This is a genomic window from Parafrankia discariae (assembly GCF_000373365.1).
Taxonomy (GTDB): Bacteria; Actinomycetota; Actinomycetes; order Frankiales; family Frankiaceae; genus Parafrankia; species Parafrankia discariae.
Window position 1 is genome coordinate 226130 of the sequence record NZ_KB891252.1, and the last position, 17563, is coordinate 243692.

Annotated in this window: 18 protein-coding genes; 9 read left to right on the forward strand and 9 right to left on the reverse strand. The window is 72.9% G+C overall.

The genetic code is table 11. The features are described 5' to 3' along the window. Positions 1-569: 569 nt before the first annotated feature. From B056_RS0128425 to B056_RS0128445, 4 genes are all read right to left on the reverse strand, one after another. Entirely contained in the window at positions 570-1808 is a 1239-nt protein-coding gene (locus B056_RS0128425) for an ABC transporter ATP-binding protein (RefSeq protein WP_230203231.1), read from the reverse strand. Then, positions 1805-3163, reverse strand: coding sequence for an extracellular solute-binding protein (locus tag B056_RS0128430; protein WP_018505234.1), 1359 nt, complete (start codon positions 3161-3163; stop codon positions 1805-1807). Before B056_RS0128430 ends, B056_RS0128425 begins: the two co-directional genes overlap by 4 nt. 106 nt (positions 3164-3269) lie before the next feature. Next, on the reverse strand, positions 3270-4223 hold the full coding sequence (locus B056_RS0128440; protein WP_018505236.1) for a carbohydrate ABC transporter permease: 954 nt from the start codon (positions 4221-4223) through the stop codon (positions 3270-3272). Beyond that, positions 4220-5173: a carbohydrate ABC transporter permease gene (locus tag B056_RS0128445; protein WP_020572757.1), complete on the reverse strand. Its 954-nt coding sequence runs from the start codon at positions 5171-5173 to the stop codon at positions 4220-4222. Before B056_RS0128445 ends, B056_RS0128440 begins: the two co-directional genes overlap by 4 nt. Positions 5174-5487: 314 nt before the next feature. Between B056_RS0128445 and B056_RS0128450 the strand changes: the two genes are divergently transcribed. The 4 genes from B056_RS0128450 to B056_RS0128465 all read left to right on the forward strand — a co-directional run bounded on the left by B056_RS0128450 (position 5488) and on the right by B056_RS0128465 (position 9291). Then, positions 5488-6831 carry a DUF349 domain-containing protein gene (locus B056_RS0128450; protein ID WP_230203232.1) on the forward strand — a complete coding sequence of 448 codons (1344 nt, stop codon included), beginning with the start codon at positions 5488-5490 and terminating at the stop codon, positions 6829-6831. A gap of 112 nt (positions 6832-6943) precedes the next feature. After that, positions 6944-7726, forward strand: a complete 783-nt coding sequence (locus tag B056_RS38325; protein ID WP_035753037.1) for a helix-turn-helix domain-containing protein — start codon at positions 6944-6946, stop codon at positions 7724-7726. A gap of 41 nt (positions 7727-7767) precedes the next feature. Continuing rightward, on the forward strand, positions 7768-8238 hold the full coding sequence (locus tag B056_RS0128460) for a hypothetical protein (RefSeq protein WP_018505240.1): 471 nt from the start codon (positions 7768-7770) through the stop codon (positions 8236-8238). A gap of 99 nt (positions 8239-8337) precedes the next feature. After that, on the forward strand, positions 8338-9291 hold the full coding sequence (locus B056_RS0128465) for an aldo/keto reductase (RefSeq protein ID WP_026240242.1): 954 nt from the start codon (positions 8338-8340) through the stop codon (positions 9289-9291). 280 nt (positions 9292-9571) lie between these two features. On the opposite strand, the gene B056_RS0128470 is transcribed toward B056_RS0128465, so the two are convergent. Both B056_RS0128470 and B056_RS0128475 read right to left on the reverse strand, forming a co-directional pair. Further along, positions 9572-10078: a DUF1269 domain-containing protein gene (locus B056_RS0128470; RefSeq protein WP_018505242.1), complete on the reverse strand. Its 507-nt coding sequence runs from the start codon at positions 10076-10078 to the stop codon at positions 9572-9574. Between the two features lie 70 nt (positions 10079-10148). Continuing rightward, positions 10149-10976 (reverse strand): hypothetical protein, encoded by an 828-nt coding sequence (locus B056_RS0128475; protein WP_026240243.1) that lies wholly within the window; start codon positions 10974-10976, stop codon positions 10149-10151. A 191-nt stretch (positions 10977-11167) separates the two neighbouring features. Here B056_RS0128475 and mshA point away from each other — a divergent pair, with 191 nt between their 5' ends. Beyond that, complete coding sequence (mshA, locus tag B056_RS0128480; protein ID WP_018505244.1) at positions 11168-12472, forward strand: D-inositol-3-phosphate glycosyltransferase; 1305 nt, start codon at positions 11168-11170, stop codon at positions 12470-12472. Positions 12473-12496: 24 nt separating this feature from the next. After that, positions 12497-12991: a type III secretion system chaperone family protein gene (locus tag B056_RS0128485; protein ID WP_018505245.1), complete on the forward strand. Its 495-nt coding sequence runs from the start codon at positions 12497-12499 to the stop codon at positions 12989-12991. Positions 12992-13109: 118 nt separating this feature from the next. Here the strand turns inward: B056_RS0128485 and B056_RS0128490 are convergent, their stop codons facing one another. Both B056_RS0128490 and B056_RS0128495 read right to left on the reverse strand, forming a co-directional pair. Next, positions 13110-13949, reverse strand: a complete 840-nt coding sequence (locus B056_RS0128490) for an alpha/beta fold hydrolase (protein ID WP_018505246.1) — start codon at positions 13947-13949, stop codon at positions 13110-13112. 55 nt (positions 13950-14004) lie between these two features. After that, positions 14005-14817, reverse strand: coding sequence for an alpha/beta hydrolase (locus B056_RS0128495; protein WP_018505247.1), 813 nt, complete (start codon positions 14815-14817; stop codon positions 14005-14007). Positions 14818-15240: 423 nt separating this feature from the next. On the opposite strand from B056_RS0128495, the gene B056_RS39770 reads away from it, so the two are divergent. Continuing rightward, positions 15241-15486 carry a hypothetical protein gene (locus B056_RS39770; RefSeq protein ID WP_018505248.1) on the forward strand — a complete coding sequence of 82 codons (246 nt, stop codon included), beginning with the start codon at positions 15241-15243 and terminating at the stop codon, positions 15484-15486. Between the two features lie 33 nt (positions 15487-15519). Continuing rightward, a complete protein-coding gene (locus B056_RS38335) occupies positions 15520-16206 on the forward strand; it encodes a helix-turn-helix domain-containing protein (RefSeq protein WP_018505249.1) in 687 nt (228 codons plus the stop codon). Positions 16207-16223: 17 nt separating this feature from the next. On the opposite strand, the gene B056_RS0128510 is transcribed toward B056_RS38335, so the two are convergent. Beyond that, on the reverse strand, positions 16224-16865 hold the full coding sequence (locus B056_RS0128510) for a nitrobindin family protein (RefSeq protein ID WP_018505250.1): 642 nt from the start codon (positions 16863-16865) through the stop codon (positions 16224-16226). A gap of 249 nt (positions 16866-17114) precedes the next feature. Here B056_RS0128510 and B056_RS0128520 point away from each other — a divergent pair, with 249 nt between their 5' ends. After that, positions 17115-17477 carry a DsrE family protein gene (locus B056_RS0128520; protein WP_018505252.1) on the forward strand — a complete coding sequence of 121 codons (363 nt, stop codon included), beginning with the start codon at positions 17115-17117 and terminating at the stop codon, positions 17475-17477. The last annotated feature ends 86 nt before the right edge of the window (positions 17478-17563 follow it).

Sequence of the window (17563 nt, forward strand, 5' to 3'; positions counted from 1 at the left end):
TCCCGTAGGCGCCAGATGCGGCACAGGGCCAGACAAGTCCGCCCACCCGAGGGCGGCCCGGCCGGAGCGGCGGATCTCGCCCGCCGGCAACACGCACCAGAAACATCGTTTTGCCCTGAAATAAGGCTCCACCATCCGGCCGGGTTCCGACCAGGGACCAAGGTCCGCTCCCTAGGCCGTCAACACACTTCCCGAACAACAGAAAGACCCCGGAAGACCACTTCGAGAGTCTTCGGGGTACCTCAGCGCGATCAGCCCGATCCGGGCAACCAGCACGACTCGGACAGGCGGCCCGACCCGAGCAGTCGGCCCGACCCGGGCGATCAGTGCGATCCAGGTAGTCAGCCCGACCGAAGCGGTCAGCCCGACCGGGGCGACCAGGGCCAGGCGAGGCCCCGGACGTGGGGATCTCCGCGCCCGGGGCGCGTCCCGCGAGGTGCCCGTCGAAGCGAGTTGACCGAACCGCCCCATCCGCCGCTACGACGACTCACATCGGCACAGGCCCGGAGCGGGCCCCGGGCCGCCGGGGCCGGGCGGGGCAGGCAGGGGCCGGGCCGGGTGGCGTCTGGTCAGGATGGCTGGCGGGCGGCGGGAATCGGCAGTGAGCGGCCGTCCGGGCCGAAACAGAGCAGCGCGGAGGCCGGCGCGGTCACCGTCACCGGCTCGTCGGGCGCGACCCGGACCTGGGCCGCCACCCGCACCCCGAGCGTTCCGGCCGCCGATCGCACATAGACGGTGCGCTCTGCGCCGAGCCGCTCGGCGACGACGACATGGCCCTCCACCCGGAACCCGCCGCCCGCACCCACGCCGGCGGCCGTCCCGGCACCGACACCGTGGCCCTGACCCGCGCCCGCGCCCGCACCGGCCCCGCCGCCGGACGACAAGCCGGCGCCGGACGCGTCCGCGGCGGAGCCGCCCAGGCGCAGGTGCTCGGGCCGGACCCCGACGGCGACCGCGGCGGCGGGCGCCGGCGCGGAGAAGCCCGGCCCGCGCAGTACGCCGTCCGCCCAGGTGCCCTCGAAGACGTTCATCGGCGGGCTGCCGACGAAGGTCGCGACGAACCGGGTGGCCGGCAGGTCGTAGATCTCGTCCGGGGTGCCGATCTGCTCGATGGCGCCCCGGTTCATCACGGCCACCCGGTCGCCCACCGCCATCGCCTCGGCCTGGTCGTGGGTGACGAACACGGCGGTCGTCCCCAGCTGGCGCAGCAGGCCGACGATCTCCACCCGCAGCTCCACCCGCAGCTTCGCGTCCAGCCCGGACATCGGCTCGTCCAACAGGACGACGCGGGCCCGGGTGGCCAGCGCGCGCCCGATGGCCACCCGCTGGCGCTGCCCGCCCGACATCTGGGCGGGGCGGCGCCGGGCGAGGTCGGCGATGCCGAGCATCCGCAGCGTCTCGGTGGCGCGTTCCCGGGCCGCCGCCTTGGACATCCCGCGCCCGTAACGCAGGGCCAGCACCAGATTGTCCGTCGCCGACAGGTGTGGGTAGAGGGCGAAGTGCTGGAAGACCATCGAGACGTCACGCCGGTGCGGTGGTACGCCGAGCTGGCTGCCGCCGTCGAAGAGCAGGTCACCGGAGGTCGGCGCGTCCAGCCCGGCGAGGATGCGCAGCAGCGTCGACTTGCCCGACCCGGACGGGCCGAGCAGGGCGACGATCTCCCCGGCCTCGACCGCCAGGTCGACGCCCGCCAGGGCCTGGACGGAGCCGAAGTCCCGGCCGACGCCCACCGCCTCGATGCGGGCCCCCGAGGTCGCGGTGCCCGGGCTCGCCGGCAGCGGGCTCCCCGACACTGGACTCGCCGTCACCGGGTCAGGGTCTCGGCCTCGGCCTGCGCCGCGGCGAGGGTCTTGTCGACGTCCGCCCCGCCCATGATGCGCACGACCTGGTCGGACAGGGCGGTCGGGAGCTCACCGCCACGCGCGCCGCCCCACGACGGCGGCGCGACCAGCGACGGGACGAGGGTGTTGAACGGCTGCAGCTGCGGGTACTGCCGGTAGAACGGCTCCAGTTTGGCCAGTTCGGCGGAGTCGACGGGCAGGTAGCTCAACGCCTCGGTGCTCGCCGCCAGGACGTCCGGCGCGAGCAGCGAGACGACCAGCTCGGTCGCCATCTCCTTCTGGCACTGGTCGGTGGACAGCACGGTCAGCGCGTTGCCGCCCGCGACCGGCGCCTGCTTCCCGCCCGGCAGCGTCGGGAACGGCACCGCGCCGGCCCGGAAGCCCTGCGCGCCCTGGTCCTGGATGAACTTCAGGCCGCCGGCGAGCGCCGCGACCGTCACCATCGTCATCGCGGTCTGCTTGCGGATGCCGAACCGCAGCAGGCCCTGGTTGGTCGGGTCGTCGGACTGCGGCCCGTACGTCCCGACCTTCGCCAGGAACCGGGCGGCCTCCTGCGCCTGCGGGGTGTTCAGCCGCGGCCGGCCCGACCCGTCCTGGATCGGTGCGCCCTTCGAGCTGGCGAGGGTGTTCAGCGCCCACTGCCCGAACTGCTGACCGGTCGGGATGTCGATCGGCTGGACGTCCTGCCCGGAAGCCTTGATCTTGTCGGCCGCGGCGATCACGCCGTCGGTGGTGGTCAGCGTCTTCGGGTCGACCCCGGCCTTCTCGAGGATGTCGAGGTTGTAGGCCAGGGCCAGCGTCGAGACCTGCTGGGGAATGCCGACCTGGCGGCCGCCGACCTGGCCGAGCGGGACCATCCGCTGGTCGTAGGAGGCCCGCAGCAGCCGCGGGGAGAGTTCCTGCGCGCCGAGCTGGTCGGCGAACACCGGCAGCACGTCGAAGCCGGCGACCGCGACGTCGATCTGCTGGCGGGCGGCCCGGTCCGCACTGATCTGCTGGACCAGCGCCACGTAGTTCGGCGCGGTGGCGACGATGTCGACGGTGAGGCCGGGATGCGCCTTCTCCAGGTACGCCTTGCCGGACTTCGCCACGTCGTTGAGGTTCCCCACGGCGTACATCCGCAGCGTCTTCACCTGGGCGGCGCACTGCGGGGACGCCTTCGCGCCCTCGACGTCGTCCACGCCGGCGGCCGCGGCGCGCGCGGTGGGGCGCAGGCTCTGCGCCGGCCCGGACGGCGTCGAGCCGCCGCCCCCGCCGCAGGCGGCCAGCGGGAACAGCGCCGCCGCCAGTGCGAGCGGCACCGCGCGTCGGAATCGGATCACGGATCTTCCTCTCGGGAGCCTCGGCCGGTCGGCCCGGGGGCGTTCGGCCGGTCGCCGGTTCGCCGGTTCGGCCGGTCGGTGGTTCGCCGGTTCGGCCGCTCGGCGGTCATGTCGCGAGCCCGGTTCCGGTGATGCCGGCCGTCAGGCGGCGCTGAGCAACGACGAACACGACGAGGGTGGGCAGGCTGATGATCAGCGAGCCGGCGGCGAGCTGGGTGAAGTCGGGGAACGCCGAGGTCCTGGTGGCGAGCCCGGCGAGCGCGAGCGGCGGCGTCGCGATGTCCGGCGAGCGGGCGACCAGCAGCGGCCACAGGTACTCGTTGAAGGAGAGCAGGAAGCTGAAGACGCTGACCGTGGCGATCGCGGGCATGCTCAGCGGGACGACGACGGTGCGCAAGGTGCGCAGCGTCCCCAGGCCGTCCATCCGCGCGGCCTCCAGCACCGACACCGGGATCGTCGTCATGTACTGACGGAGCAGGAAGATCGCGGCGGCCTGTGTCATGAACGGCAGCACCAGGCCGACCCGGGTGTCGGCGAACCCGAGCGCCGAGATCGTCACGTAGTTCGGCACGGCGGTCACCTGCGGCGGGACGAGCAGGGTGGCCAGCACGACGGCGAACAGCGGCCCGCGCCCCCGGAACGGCACCCAGGCGAACGCGTACGCCGCCGGGATCCCGGTGAGCAGCTGCAGCGCCAGGACGGCGAGGCTCACGCCGATCCCGGTCAGCAGCGCGGGGCCGAGGTCACCCGCCTGCCAGGCGTTCTCGAACGCCCCGAACCCCACCGAGGACGGGATCGGGTTCGCCGAGAGCCGCAGGGCGTTCTGCGGCGGCCCGAGGGCGGTGCGCAGCATCCAGAGGAACGGCAGCAGCGCGGCGGTGATCCCGACCGCGAGGAACCCGAACCGGCCCACCGCCGACAGCGACGACCAGCGCGGCACGGCGCCCCGCGACGCTCCGGCCGGACGCTTCGGACCGTGGGTTTGGCCGCGTCCGCCGGCCCGGCCGGACGCCTGGCCGGCTCCGGCGCGATGCCGCGGGCGCGCCGCCTCGCTGGTCATGACCGGCCTCCTTCGGCGACAGCGCCCCGCGCGCCCGGCTCGCCCACGCCGTCGAGCTGCCTGGCCACCCGGACGCGCCGGCCCAGCAGCGCTCCGGCCGCGCCGACGAGCACCACCGCGACCAGCAGCAACAGGGCGATCATGGAGGCGTAGCCGATCCGGAACGAACCGGTGAAACCGACCTTGTAGATGTAGTAGATGATCGTCGTGCTGGAGTCCAGCGGGCCACCCTCGGTGAGCACCGCGACCGTCTCGAACGTCTGCAGCGTCAGGACGGTGACGAACACGCCCAGGAACACCGTCGTCGGGGCCAGCAGCGGCAGCGTGACGTGGCGCAGCCGGGCGAGCCCGCGCACGCCGTCCACGTCGGCCGCCTCGTACACCGAGCGCGGAATCGCGGTCAGGCCGGCCAGATAGACCACGAAGACGAAACTGGTCAGCCGCCAGCCACCGACCAGCGCGACGACCGGGAGCGCCGTGGCGCGGTCCCCGAGCCAGTTCACCGGGTCGATGCCGACGAATCCGACGAGCGTGTTGGCCAGCCCCTCGGGGCTGCTGTCGAAGATGTACTCGAAGACCACGGCCATCGCCACGATGTTCGCGCTGGCCGGCAGGAACAACGCGAATCGGACGGCCGCCCGGCCGCGGGTCACCCGTTCGGCCGCCAGCGCCAGCAACAGGCCGAACAGAACGGACGGAATGACCGTCAACAGGCAGTAGACGAGCGTGTTGCGGACGGCCTGCCCGAGATCGGGGTCCGCCAGCGCCTCGCGCAGGTTCGCCGTCCCGACCCAGTGGAAGTCCGGACCGGTGAGGTTCTTGTCGGTGCCGGCGACGAAGGCCGACACGAGCGCCGGGCCGATGACGAACACGCACAGCCCGACAAAGGCCGGCGTCAACAGCGCGGCCGCCCGCCAGCCGTCCCGTCCGGCTCTCGTCCCCTGCGCCACGGTTACGCATCTTGGCCCGACGGCGACCGGTCCGCACACACCGGGGGGCGGAAAAAGATGAACGCCCGAGGTCTTTTCCGGCCGACGCCTGATGACACACCGGACGGAGCCGCCCCGTGGTGACGACGCTCGCGCCGCCCGGTCACACCGCCAGGCGCCCGCGACCGCGACATCCCGGCCGAATCCCGGCGACGTCCCGGCGGCCGACGCCCACCGACACGCCCGGCCGTGACACCCGCGCGGGCAGGTTCGGCGAACCTCCTTCTTCATTCGATAGCCGTCAGCGGTCCCCTTCCGGCCGGATGCCTGCAACAATGACAGGCATCTTGATGTCGATCTTCGGGAACGCGATGAGTGACCGCAGCGACGGCGACCGCGATGACAGCGGCCGCCACGGCACCGGACCTGGTGGGCCCGCCCACCACCATGACGGGGACGGACCTTCCAGCGGGCGGGACGAAAGCGGCGCCGACTGGGGCCGGGTGGATGCCGACGGCACCGTGTACCTGCGCACCGCCGACGGCGAGCGCGCGGTCGGTTCGTGGCGCGCGGGCAGCCCGGAGGAGGGCCTGGCCCACTTCCGCCGCCGGTACGACGACCTGCTCGCCGAGGTGGTGCTGCTGGAGCGGCGGCTGACCGTGAGCGGCGTCGACCCCGGCGGCATCGCCGGCAGCGCGCGCCGGCTGCGGGAGGGGCTGGCCCAGGCCGCGGTCGTCGGCGACGTCGACGCCCTGGCCGCCCGGCTCGACGCCGTCCTGACCGCGACGGACACCCGCCGCACGGAGCTCGCCGCCGAGCGGGCCCGCCGGGTCGCCGCCGCCGTCACCGCCAAGGAGGAGCTGGTCACCGAGGCCGAGCAGCTCGCCCGCAGCTCCGAGTGGAAGGTGACGAGCGAGCGTTTCCGGACCATCGGCGACGACTTCCGCGCGATCACCGGCGTCGACAAGCGGACCGACTCGGCGCTGTGGCGGCGGATCGCCGCGGCCCGCGACGAGTTCACCCGCCGCCGCACCTCGCACTTCGCCGCGCTCGACACCCAGCGCACGCGCTCCCGCGAGCGCAAGGAGGCGATCATCGCCGAGGCCGTGGTGCTGTCGGACTCCACCGACTGGGGCCCGACGACCGCGCGGTACCGCGCGATGATGGTCGAGTGGAAGGCCGCCGGCCGGGCCGCCAAGGACGTCGACGACGAGCTGTGGGCCCGGTTCCGGGCCGCGCAGGACGGCTTCTTCAGCCGGCGCAACGCCGTCAACGCCGAGCGCGACGCGGAGCTGCTCGCCAACCAGGCGCGCAAGGAGGAGCTGCTCGTCGAGGCCGCCGCGCTCGATCCGGTCGACGTCGAGCGGTCACTGCGCCGGTACCGGGAGATCCAGGAGCGCTGGGACGCGGTCGGCCGGGTGCCCCGCGAGGCCGTCGGCAGCCTGGAACGCCAGCTCAACGCCATCGGCGACAAGCTGCGCGACGCCTCCGACGCCCGTTGGGACCGCCGCGACATCGCCGAGTCCCCCTTCCTGACGAAGCTGCGCGAGTCGGTCGCGAAGCTCGAGGCGAAGCTGGAGCGCGCCCGCGCCGCCGGCCGGGCCCGCGAGATCACCGAGACCGAGAACGCGCTGGCGACCCAGCGCGCCTGGCTGGCACAGGCCGAGCAGGGAAGCTGACCGCGGCGCACCGAATGGGCCAACTGCGCTAACTGCCCGCTTGCCACAGCTAGCATCAGCCCGTATCGTCGACCTCCTCTTGACGGTTGTCCTGTGGAGGTCGACGACGGCGGTGGCGGCTATCCATGTGCGGGATGTCGGCGATTTCATCCGCGAGCAGCGGCGTGGCGCGCAGATCTCGCTGCGCCAGCTCGCTCGCCAGGCGGGGGTCAGCAACCCCTACCTCAGCCAGATCGAGCGCGGCCTGCGCCGGCCCTCGGCCGAGATCCTGCAGCAGATCGCCAAGGCCCTGCGCATCTCGGCGGAGGTCCTCTACGTCCAGGCCGGCATCCTCGAGGAACGCGAGGGCGGCGAGGACCTGCTGGCCGCCGTGCACACCGACGAGACGCTGACCGAACGCCAGAAGCAGGTCATCGTCGACATCTACGACGCGTTCCGTCGGGAGAACGCGCTCGCCGGGCTGACCCCCGGCGTGCGTGGCCCGGCCGGGGCCGGCGACAAGACCGGCGCTGGCGCTGGCGCCGTTGATGATGACGGCGCCGCGGCCGACGCTCCGACCGAGACCGGGGCCGGGGCCGAGACCGGTTCCGCGGCGGGCTCGGCGGCCGAGGCCGCGCCGTCCACTCCGGGCGGGACCACCCTGGACGGGAAGGCCCCGAGCGGGGACGGGTCGGGGACCGCCGGGCGGACCAGGCCCGCCGCGCCCCGGCGCAGGACCGCCACCACGCCGGGCGAGCCGACGTCCACGCCGCGGCGCGCGGCGACCCGCAAGTCGGGGGACGCCCGGCGCGGCCCGCGTAGCAGCAGTGCGAAGAGCGCCCCGGCGGCACCGGAGGACGGTGCCGGCGAGGCCACCACGGCCCGGACCCCGCCCGCGGGGCCGACAAACACCTGACCCAACACCATCACAACCAGCGGAGATCACTAGGAGATCGCATGGCTACCGCCCGCACCGACACGAAGACGAAGAGCGCGACGCCCGCGGCGGGCTCCGACGTTCGCAAGCCCCTGTACGCGTCGGTCGGCGCCGCCGATCTCGCGGTCGAGAAGCTCCTGACCCTTCCCGCGGCCTACGGGACGGAGGTCCGGCGCATCTCGGACCGGGTCAGCCAGATCCCGGCCCAGGCGGCCCGGGTCCCCGTCCAGGTCGGTTCGGCCGTCCTGGCGCTTCCGGTGACCGTCGGGTCGCAGATCTCCGACCTGCAGGGCCGGGCGACCCAGCTCTACAACTCCTTCGCCAGCCGGGGCGAGAAGCGTGTCGCCGGTATCCGCCGCAGCCCCGCGACGGAGCAGGCGGTGAAGCAGACGAAGACGGCCGTCAGCCAGACCCGGGCCGCGCGCACCTCCACCCGCCGGGCGGCCGCCGCCACGGGCCGCGCCGTCGGCAACGCCGCGACACCGAACTAAAAACGACAGAACAACGCACATCAATACAACGACCGCGCGCACCACGAACCCCGGCCCCTGGCTGCTGGCGGTTCGTGGTGCGCGTGTTCTATTAAGGGCATGCGTTATCGCCCCCTGGGATCTTCGGGCCTGATGGTCTCCGTCGTCGGGCTGGGATGCAACAACTTCGGGTCCAGGGTCGACCTGGCCGGCACCCGTGCCGTCGTCGAGGCCGCCCTCGACTCCGGGATCAACTTCTTCGACACCGCCGACACCTACGGGAACAAGGGCGGCTCGGAGACCCTGCTGGGACACGTGCTCCGCGGCCGGCGCGACGACGTCGTCCTCGCCACCAAGGTCGGCAACGACATGGGCGGCATGTACGGCCAGGACTTCAACGCGCGCGCCTCCCGCCGCTACATCCGCAAGGCGGTCGAGGGGTCGTTGAGCCGGCTGCAGACCGACTACATCGACCTGTACCAGCTGCACAACCTGGATGCCTTCACCCCCGTCGAGGAGACGCTGGAGGCGCTCGGCGAGCTCGTCCAGGAGGGCAAGGTCCGCTACGTCGGCTCGTGCAACCTGGACGCCTGGCAGGTCTCCGACGCCGAGTGGACGGCCCGTGCCTCCGGCACCACCCGGTTCATCTCGGCCCAGAACCACTACAACCTGCTGGTCCGGGAGGTCGAGGCCGAGCTGGTGCCGGCCGCCCTCAAGTACGGGATCGGGGTCATCCCCTACTTCCCGCTGGAGAACGGCATCCTGAGCGGCAAGTACCTGCGCGACGAGGCACCGCCGGCCGGCACCCGGATGGCGGGCCGCCAGGACGAGCTCACCGACGACCTGTTCGACCGGGTGGAGACCCTGGAGACCTTCGCCCGGGAGCGCGACCGCTCGCTGCTGGACGTCGCGATCGGCGGCCTGGCCGCCCAGCCCGCGGTCGCCTCCGTGATCGCCGGGGCGACGAGCGCGGCGCAGGTCCGAACGAACGCCGCGGCCGGCCAGTGGCAGCCCCGCGCGGACGACCTCGCCGTCCTCGACAAGATCGCTCCCACCCGCCGCCCGGGCGCCTGACACCTCAGGTGTACCCCGGCGTGCCCGGGAGCGTGCGGCCCGCCGCGACCTGCGACATCGCCAGGAAAAATAGCCACCTATAGGACAAAACGCCTGCCCTGTCCGACATCCTGCTCGCCGTTTAGTTTCCTTCTCGCCCTCTCAGGCCGAAATCCGCCGACTTCGACCCCCGAAATGGCGAGAAAGAAACCAAACGGCGAGATGGGCGCAGGCCGGCGCGCCCGGCCCCGCAGGTCAGACCGACGCAAGGGCCCCTACGGCTCAGACCGGGCCCGGCGGCTCAGGCCAGGCCCGGCTGAAAGCGCAGGGCTCGGGCCAGTGCCGCTTCCCGCTCCCGGGGCAGCGAGGTCTTGATCACCATCGGACGGTGCTCGCGCAACGCCTCGATCGCCCCCGGCCGGGACTCACGGACCAGCACGAACACCGCCGCCCGGCCGGGCTGCAGGTGGCCGGCGATCCGCCGGATCATGGCGGTGTCCATCACCTGGGCCATCATGAGCCGGCCGGCGAGCGCCCCGCCGCCGGCGCCGATCGCCAGGCCCACGACCGGCGCCAGGAAGATGGCGCCGACGGTGGCCCCACACGCCGCGCCGCCCACGGCCGCCGATCTGATCCGCCGCGCGCCGTGCCGCACGTGCACCGCGCCGCTGTCCTCGCGCCACGCGACCGCCCGGTCCGCCAGGTCGACCAGCCGCTGCCGGGACAGCCGCCGACCCAGCTCCCAGACCTGCTCGGCCTGGCGCCTGCTGTCGAACCCGAGTACGACCAACTCCGCCACGCCCTCCATCGCATCGCAGGCCGTTGACGTCTGGCAAACGGACCTTCCCCCCGAGAGCCCCACCCTGGTCTCGTTACTGTCAGCTGGAACGCCCCGCGCGGGGTGGCCAGGCGACGGTGAGCTCGCCGAGGCGCCACCGGCGCGGGCCGTCCAGCACCGACCAGCCGTCCTGCCGCAGCAGCTCGACGGCACCGATCCAGCGCTGGCGTGGCCCGAACGGACCACGCGGGGCCGCCCGTTCCCAGGCCAGGTCGAACGCGGCGAGCAGCTCGTGGACGTCCTCACCGGGCACGTTGCGGGCGATCAGTGTCTTCGGCAGCCGCGGTGCCAGGTCGGACGGGCGGACCAGGCTCGGCAGGTGCGCCGCGAGGGTCAGCGTCCGCGGCACCCCGGCGGGCGGGACGGTGAACCAGCACGCCCGCCGGCCGATCTCGTCGCAGGTCCCCTCGACCAGCAGCCCGCCGGGCTGGAGACGTCCGGCCATCGCCGCCCACGCCGCGCCGACCGCCGCCTCGTCGTACTGGCGCAGCACGTTTATCGCCCGCACCACCACCGGGCGCAGGCCGGCGAGCTCGAAGCCGCCGCGGGCGAAGGCGAGACCCGGCGGCCGGGCGGCCGGCACCGCCGCGGCCACCCGCTCCGAGTCCAGTTCGAGCCCGACCACCCGCAGGTGGGGCCGCACCGGCCGCAGCCGGTCGTACATCTCGACGGTGGTGACCGGTGTCGACCCGAACCCGAGGTCGACCACGAGCGGGTCCGCCGCGTGCCGCAGCACCGGCCCGGCGGCCGAGGTCAGCCACCTGTCGACGCGGCGCAACCGGTTCGGTGCCGTCGTGCCGCGGGTGGGCAGACCGAGGGCCCGCGCCCGCCCCGCCGCCAGCCTGGGCGGCCGTCGCGCGACTGTCACACCCCTCACACCCCCTCGAAGGACTCGACCGCGACGCACCCTGTCATACAAGGTCGGTCGGATGGCAACGACCTGGTCCGGGCACATACAAGCTCGTACCAAGTGTGCCGGGCGGGCATAGGACGGCCACCGCCCGGTGTTGAACCGCTCTGGCGCCGGTCGTCAGGTAGATCTGCGTGTGGAGGTGGTTGGTGCATCTGGTCCCAGGCGCGCCGCCGGAACGTCCCGAATCCGTCCGGCCGAAGCCACCCTCGCGGGTCGCGATGCTGTCGATGCACACGTCGCCCCTGGAGCAGCCCGGCACCGGCGACGCGGGCGGGATGAACGTCTACGTCATCGAGCTCGCCCGGCAGCTGGCCGCGCTCGGCACCGAGGTGGAGGTCTTCACCCGGGCCGTGAGCAGCCGGCTCCCACCCGCCCTGGAGATCGCCCCCGGCGTCATCGTCCGGCATGTGCCCGCCGGCCCGTTCGAGGACATCGGCCGCGAGGAGCTGCCCGCCTGGCTGTGCGCCTTCACGGCGGACGTCCTGCGCACCGAGGCCGGCCACGACGCGGGCTGGTTCGACGTCGTCCACTCGCACTACTGGCTGTCCGGGCAGGTGGGGCTGTCGGCCGCCCGCCGGTGGGGCGTGCCCCTGGTGCACACCTCCCACACCCTGGCCCGGGTCAAGAACGCCTCCCTCGCGGACGGCGACCGACCCGAGCCGGAACCACGCGTCCAGGGCGAGCAGGAGATCATCAAGGCGGCGACGCGGCTCATCGCCTCGACCGAGACCGAGCGCCGCCACCTCACCCAGCTCTACGGCGCGGCGCCGGGCCGGGTGGACGTGGTCGCCCCCGGCGTCGACCTCGACGTCTTTCGCCCCGGCGACCCGCGGGCGGCCCGTGAGCGGGTCGGCCTCGACCCCGACTGCCAGCTCCTCCTCTTCGTCGGGCGGATCCAGCCGCTCAAGGCACCAGACATTTTGCTCTCCGCCGCGGCCGAGCTCATCCACCGCGACCCCGCCCGCCGCGGCCGGCTGGCGGTCGTCGTGGTCGGCGGGCCGAGCGGCTCCGGGCTCGAACGCCCGGACTCCCTGGTCAAGCTCGCCGCCGAGCTCGGCATCACCGACATCGTCCGCTTCCAGCCGCCGGTCCCCCAGGAGCAGCTCGCCCACTGGTACCGCGCGGCGACGGCAGTCGTCGTCCCCAGTCACAGCGAGAGCTTCGGCCTGGTCGCGGTGGAGGCCCAGGCCTGCGGCACCCCCGTGGTCGCCGCCTCGGTCGGCGGCCTGCGCACCGCCGTCGCGCACGGGACGTCCGGCGTCCTCGTCCACGGCTGGGAGCCCGCCGGGTACGCCGACGCCCTGGAACGCATCCTCACCGAGGAACGGTGGCGCCGGCACCTGTCGACGGGCGCCCGCCTGCGCGCCGCGAGCTTCGGCTGGACGGCGACCGCGCAGGGCGTCCTCGCGAGCTACCAGGCGGCGATCTCACCGGCGGCCGTCGCCGTCTGACCCGGTCGGCTAGCGTCCCTGCGCATGACGGCACCCATCGACGGCTCAGAACGCGCACGGCTCGACAAGCTGATCACCGCCGCGCTGGACGACCTCGGCGTGGCCTACGAGCACCCCGACACCGGCGCCTTCCTGGTCACGCTCGAAGGCGAGCACAAGCTGCGCACCATGACGTGGCTCGTGGTCCAGGACCACACGCTGCTCGTCGAGGCGTTCTTCATGCGCGCGCCCGCCGAGAACGCCGCCGGCACCTACGGCTTCCTGCTCAGCCGGAACGCCCGCACCTACGGCGTGCACTTCTCGATCGACCGCGTCGGCGACATCTTCCTGACCGGCCAGGTCCCGCTGACCGCGGTCAGCGCCGAGGAGGTCGACCGTCTCCTCGGCTGCGTCGGCTCCTACGCCGACGACAACTTCGACCCGGCCATCGCGCTCGGCTTCGCCGGCGCCATCGAGCGCGAACGCGCCTGGCGCGCCAGGCTCGCCACCGACGCCGGCACCGCCCCCCGCCCCACCTGATCCGGCGCCCCGACGGCCCGGCGCCCCGACGGCCCCCCGATCCGCGTGGCCCGGAACCCGGGTGGCCGAAGCCGCCCGGGTTCCGGGCCACGCGCAGGGTCGTTGCCGTCCCGGCGACTCAGCGGGTGGTACGCGCGGCGTCCTGGATGAGGCGCCCGACCGCGTCCGGATGGGTGACCATGGCCAGGTGGCCGGCACCGACCTCCACCGTCGTGGCCTTGGCCCGGCGGGCCATGAACCGCTGCCGGGCCGGAGTGATGATCTTGTCCCTGGTGCCGACCAGGTACCAGGACGGGATGGTCTCGTAGGCCGGGGCGCCCGAGGCGACGTTGCCGGCACTGTAAGTGATCGGACGCTGCGTCGCGTACAGCAGAGAGGCGTCCGCCCGAGGCACGCCGTTGGCGAAGGAGGTCAGGAAGACGTCCCGCTTCAGGTACAGGTCGACGTCGCCCTCGGGAGCACCGGGGTAGGGCACGAAATCGAAGACGGTGGTGGGATCCGCCGCCAGGGCGGAATCCGCTCCCGCCAGCGGCAGGACGGTCTCTCCCCTCGCGGGGGCGAACGCGTCCACGTAGACCAGCGCCTTGACGTTCGCCAGGCCCGCGGCGGCGTTGGTGATCACCGCCCCGCCGTAGGAGTGCCCGACGAGGATGACCGGGCCGGGGATCGTGGACACGAACGCGGCCACGGTGGCCGAGTCCCCCGCCAGGCCGCGCAGCGGGTTCGGCGGGACGCGCACCGGGTACCCGTCGCGCTGCAGCCGGGCGACCACGGCGTTCCAGCCGGAGCCGTCCGCCCAGGCGCCGTGCACGAGCACGACCGTGGGTCTTGCGACGCCCGGCCGGGCGTCGGCCTCCTCCGCGGAGGCGGCCGAGGCGCTGAGGGTGACGACCGCGCACAGCATCGCGGCCACGAGCACGACGAGTGGTCTGCGCGGGCGGAGCAGGGACAGGCGCACGAAAAACCTCCTGAACAGAAAAATAAAAGTCCAGTTCCCGAGGCCGCGGCGGAACTCAGCCGCCGGACGTCCCGGCGTGGCGGACCGCCCACTCCAGGGCGTAGTCGGCCACCTCTTCCCAACCGTCCTTCGCCGGCAGCAGATGCGGGCCCTCGAACTCCTTGACGTCGGTCACCACGCCCGCGGCCCTGTAGTGGGCCGCGTTCGACCGCTGGATCCTCGGCGGCATCAGGTGGTCCTGACTGCCGGAGATGAACAGCAGCGGCGCGCGCTTCTCGTTGCGGTAGTCGACGTAATTGTCGTCCTTACCCGGATGGATGTTAGCCAGTGCGCTTCCCCAGAAAACGTGACCAGATGCCGGGATATGGTAGCGCTCATACGTGGCCCTGGCTTTCTCTTCGGAAAAACCGTTGGTGAACGCGTAGTTCCACTGGTCGAAGGTGAGACCGACCGCCCGGTGCCGGTTCGCCGGGTTCTTCAGTACTGGGAACGCGGCCTTGACCTGGGACAGCGGAACAACCTTGACGCCCTCGGTCGGCGCGGAGTTGATCGCCACACCGACCGCGCCGCGGCCGTGGTCCAACAGGATCTGGGTGAAGGCCCCGCCAGCCGAGTGCCCCATGAGGATCGGCGGCACCGCCAGCCCGTCGATCACCGACTCCAGGCTCGTGATGATCTCGGCTACCTCCAGCTTTTCGATCGGTGTCGGATCGGCGGTCAGCGCCGCCACCTCCACCTCGAATCCCGGATACGCCGGGGCGATCACTCGGTATCCCTTGGCCTCGTAGTGCGTGATCCAGTGCTCCCAGCTGCGCGGGGTCACCCAGAATCCATGAATCAGCACGATGGTGTCGGGACCGGTGGACATAGCTGGAACTCCTTCGGCACGGAAACGCGGACGGCCGGGAACCCGCGCCCGGACGGCACGGACGGCACGGACGGCACGGACTGAAAGGCGCGCGATTCAGGACGCGATGAACCGCGACACATCGTCGGTGGACTCCCGTTCGAAGCCCGCCCAGGCCGCACGGGGCACCGGGACGAACTTCGCGGGCCCTGGATTCGGACCCTAGGCCCCGGCGGGGGCGGTGCGATGTGCTGATCGCGCACAGCCGTAGGACGAACGCGAAGGAACTATCCCCACCGAATAAAGATCATTACCGAATCTTGACGACGGTACGCGGATCGGACACCGTCAGACGGAGAAGGCGGCCGGGCCTCGTGGTCTCGTGGCCCCGTGCCTGATGGCCCCGTGGCCCCATGGCCTCGTTCGCGGAGCAGGAGACGTGGAATGGCGCTGCTGTTGGACACGTCCGCGCTGGCGCCGGACGAGCGGGTCGAGGCGTTCTACGGCGCTCTCAGCTCGGTCCACATGCCGGCCCGGGTGAAGGTGGTGACCGAGCAGCGTGGCATCCACTGCCGGCTGGAGGGACACCAGCTCGGCCCGGCCCTGGACGTCCTGGAGATGCACTCCTCCGGGCACCGCATCGCGCGCACCGCCAGAGAGCTGAAAGTGATCGCCCCCGAGCGCATCTAGCTGTCGATCCCGCTGGCCGGGACGAGCGCCCTGGTGCACCGGGAGATCGCCGCGACCAGCACCCCGGGGGAGCTGGAGCTGGTCGAGCTGACCTCGGCGTTCGACTTCCAGCTCCGCAGCGCGGGCCATACCTTCTCCGTGTTCGTCGACCTGGATCAGCTCGCCCTGCCGGTCGACGTGGTCCGCAGGGCGGTGCCACGTCTGGCCGGCAGCCCGCTCTACGGCCTGGTCCGCCGGCACATCGCCGGGCTGCGTACCGTCGCCGGGCGGATCCACGGCAGCGCGGCGGCGGCGATGGTCGGCGCCGCCACGATCGAGCTGACACGCGGGCTCATCGTCTCGGCCGCCGAGGAGTCCCAGCTGCGCGAGGTGCTGGCCGACTCGCTCTTCACCCGGGCCACCACCTACATTCACCAGCACCTCGGCGAGGCCGACCTGACCACCGGCAGAATCGCCGCCGCGCACAACGTCTCGGTCCGCCACCTGCAGATGGTCTTCGCCGAACGCGACCTCACCGTGTCACGGTGGATCGCCCGCCAACGCCTGGACGGCGCACGGGACGCCCTGCGGCGAAGCCCCCCGCGCGACACGATCGCCGCCATCGCGCGGCAGTGGGGTTTCACCGACCCGGGCCACTTCGCCCGGCGCTTCCGAGCCGCCTACGGCATGAGCCCCGGCGAGTGGCGCCGACTGCACCAGGACGCCGGCCCGGGGCGATGAGAGGGCCGCCGCCCTGGTCAGGCCGAGGTCGCCCGGTGCAGGCGGGCGGAGAGGTGGGACTGCAGCGGCTTGCCGCCGGCCTCCATGTCGATCGCGTACGCCAGGTCGCCACCCTCGACCAGCCCGTACAGCCGCACCGACCGGGTGACCTCCCGGGCGGTGGCCGTCCTGATCAGGACGTTCGAGTCGAGGTCGATCCTGGCTCCGGTGACCGTCCCGACGTAGATCTCGGCGACGCCGAACGGGTGGGCGAGCATGACCTCGACGACCGGGCTCCGGTTCACCTTCCCGTCGGGGCCGGGCTCGGTGGCCGGCGGCTGGACCCGCCAGAAGCCCGTCTCGGTGGCCAGCGGGCTGCCGGGCTCCCGGCCGTCCCGCGGCTCGTCGGCCCACCAGGTGTGCGAGACGTAGCCGAGCGCGGGACGCCCGTCCGCCGCGAACGTGATCTCCTGGCCGTAGTGGAACGACTCCATGCCCTCGTAGCCGCCGACGCCTTCGCCGCGCCAGGTCCCGACGAGGAACGCCAGCGGCAGCAGGCTCGGGTGCAGATCGACCGTCGCGGTGTTCCCGGCCGGGCCGCCGGGCGCCCCGCCGCTCGCCGCCCCGCCGCTCGTGATGTCGCCGCGTGCCGCCCGGTCGCCGGTCGCGTCCGCCGCCATCTGTCTGCCACCTCTCGCCCGGCCGCTCAGCGCTGGCCTCCGTACAGCTTGTAGACGGCGTAGCCGGAGAACCAGGCGATCAGCATCGCCATGGCCACCAGCAGGCCGCTCATGAAGTAATGCAGCACGGAGCACAGCCTAGGCCGTACTCCGGCGCTTTCCGTGACACCTGCCCCGTACCGCGCCCGGCCGGCGCGCGCCCGCCACCGGCCACCCACCCGTGACCGCCCGACACGGCACACTGGACGGGTGACCCGTTCGCTGCTCGTCAAGGTGACCGCCGGTGCCGACGCCCCGGAACGCTGCTCGCAGGCTTTCACCGTAGCCTCGGTGGCCGTGGCGTCCGGCGTGGACGTCTCCCTGTGGCTCACCGGCGAATCGGCCTGGTTCGCGCTCCCGGGACGCGCCGCGGAGTTCTCGCTGCCGGAGGCCGCGCCGCTGAACGATCTTCTCGACGCGATTCTCGCCGCCGGCCGGGTGACCCTGTGCACGCAGTGCGCCGCCCGCCGGTCGATCGGCCCGGACGACGTCCTGCCCGGGGTCCGCATCGCCGGGGCAGCCGTCTTCGTGAGCGAGGCACTCGCCGACGACGTGCAGGCGCTCGTCTACTGACACTCGTCTACTGACGCGCATCCGCCGAGGCTCGTCTGCCGACGTCCGCCCCGCTGACGTCGGTATATGCCTGTTCGCACATGCGT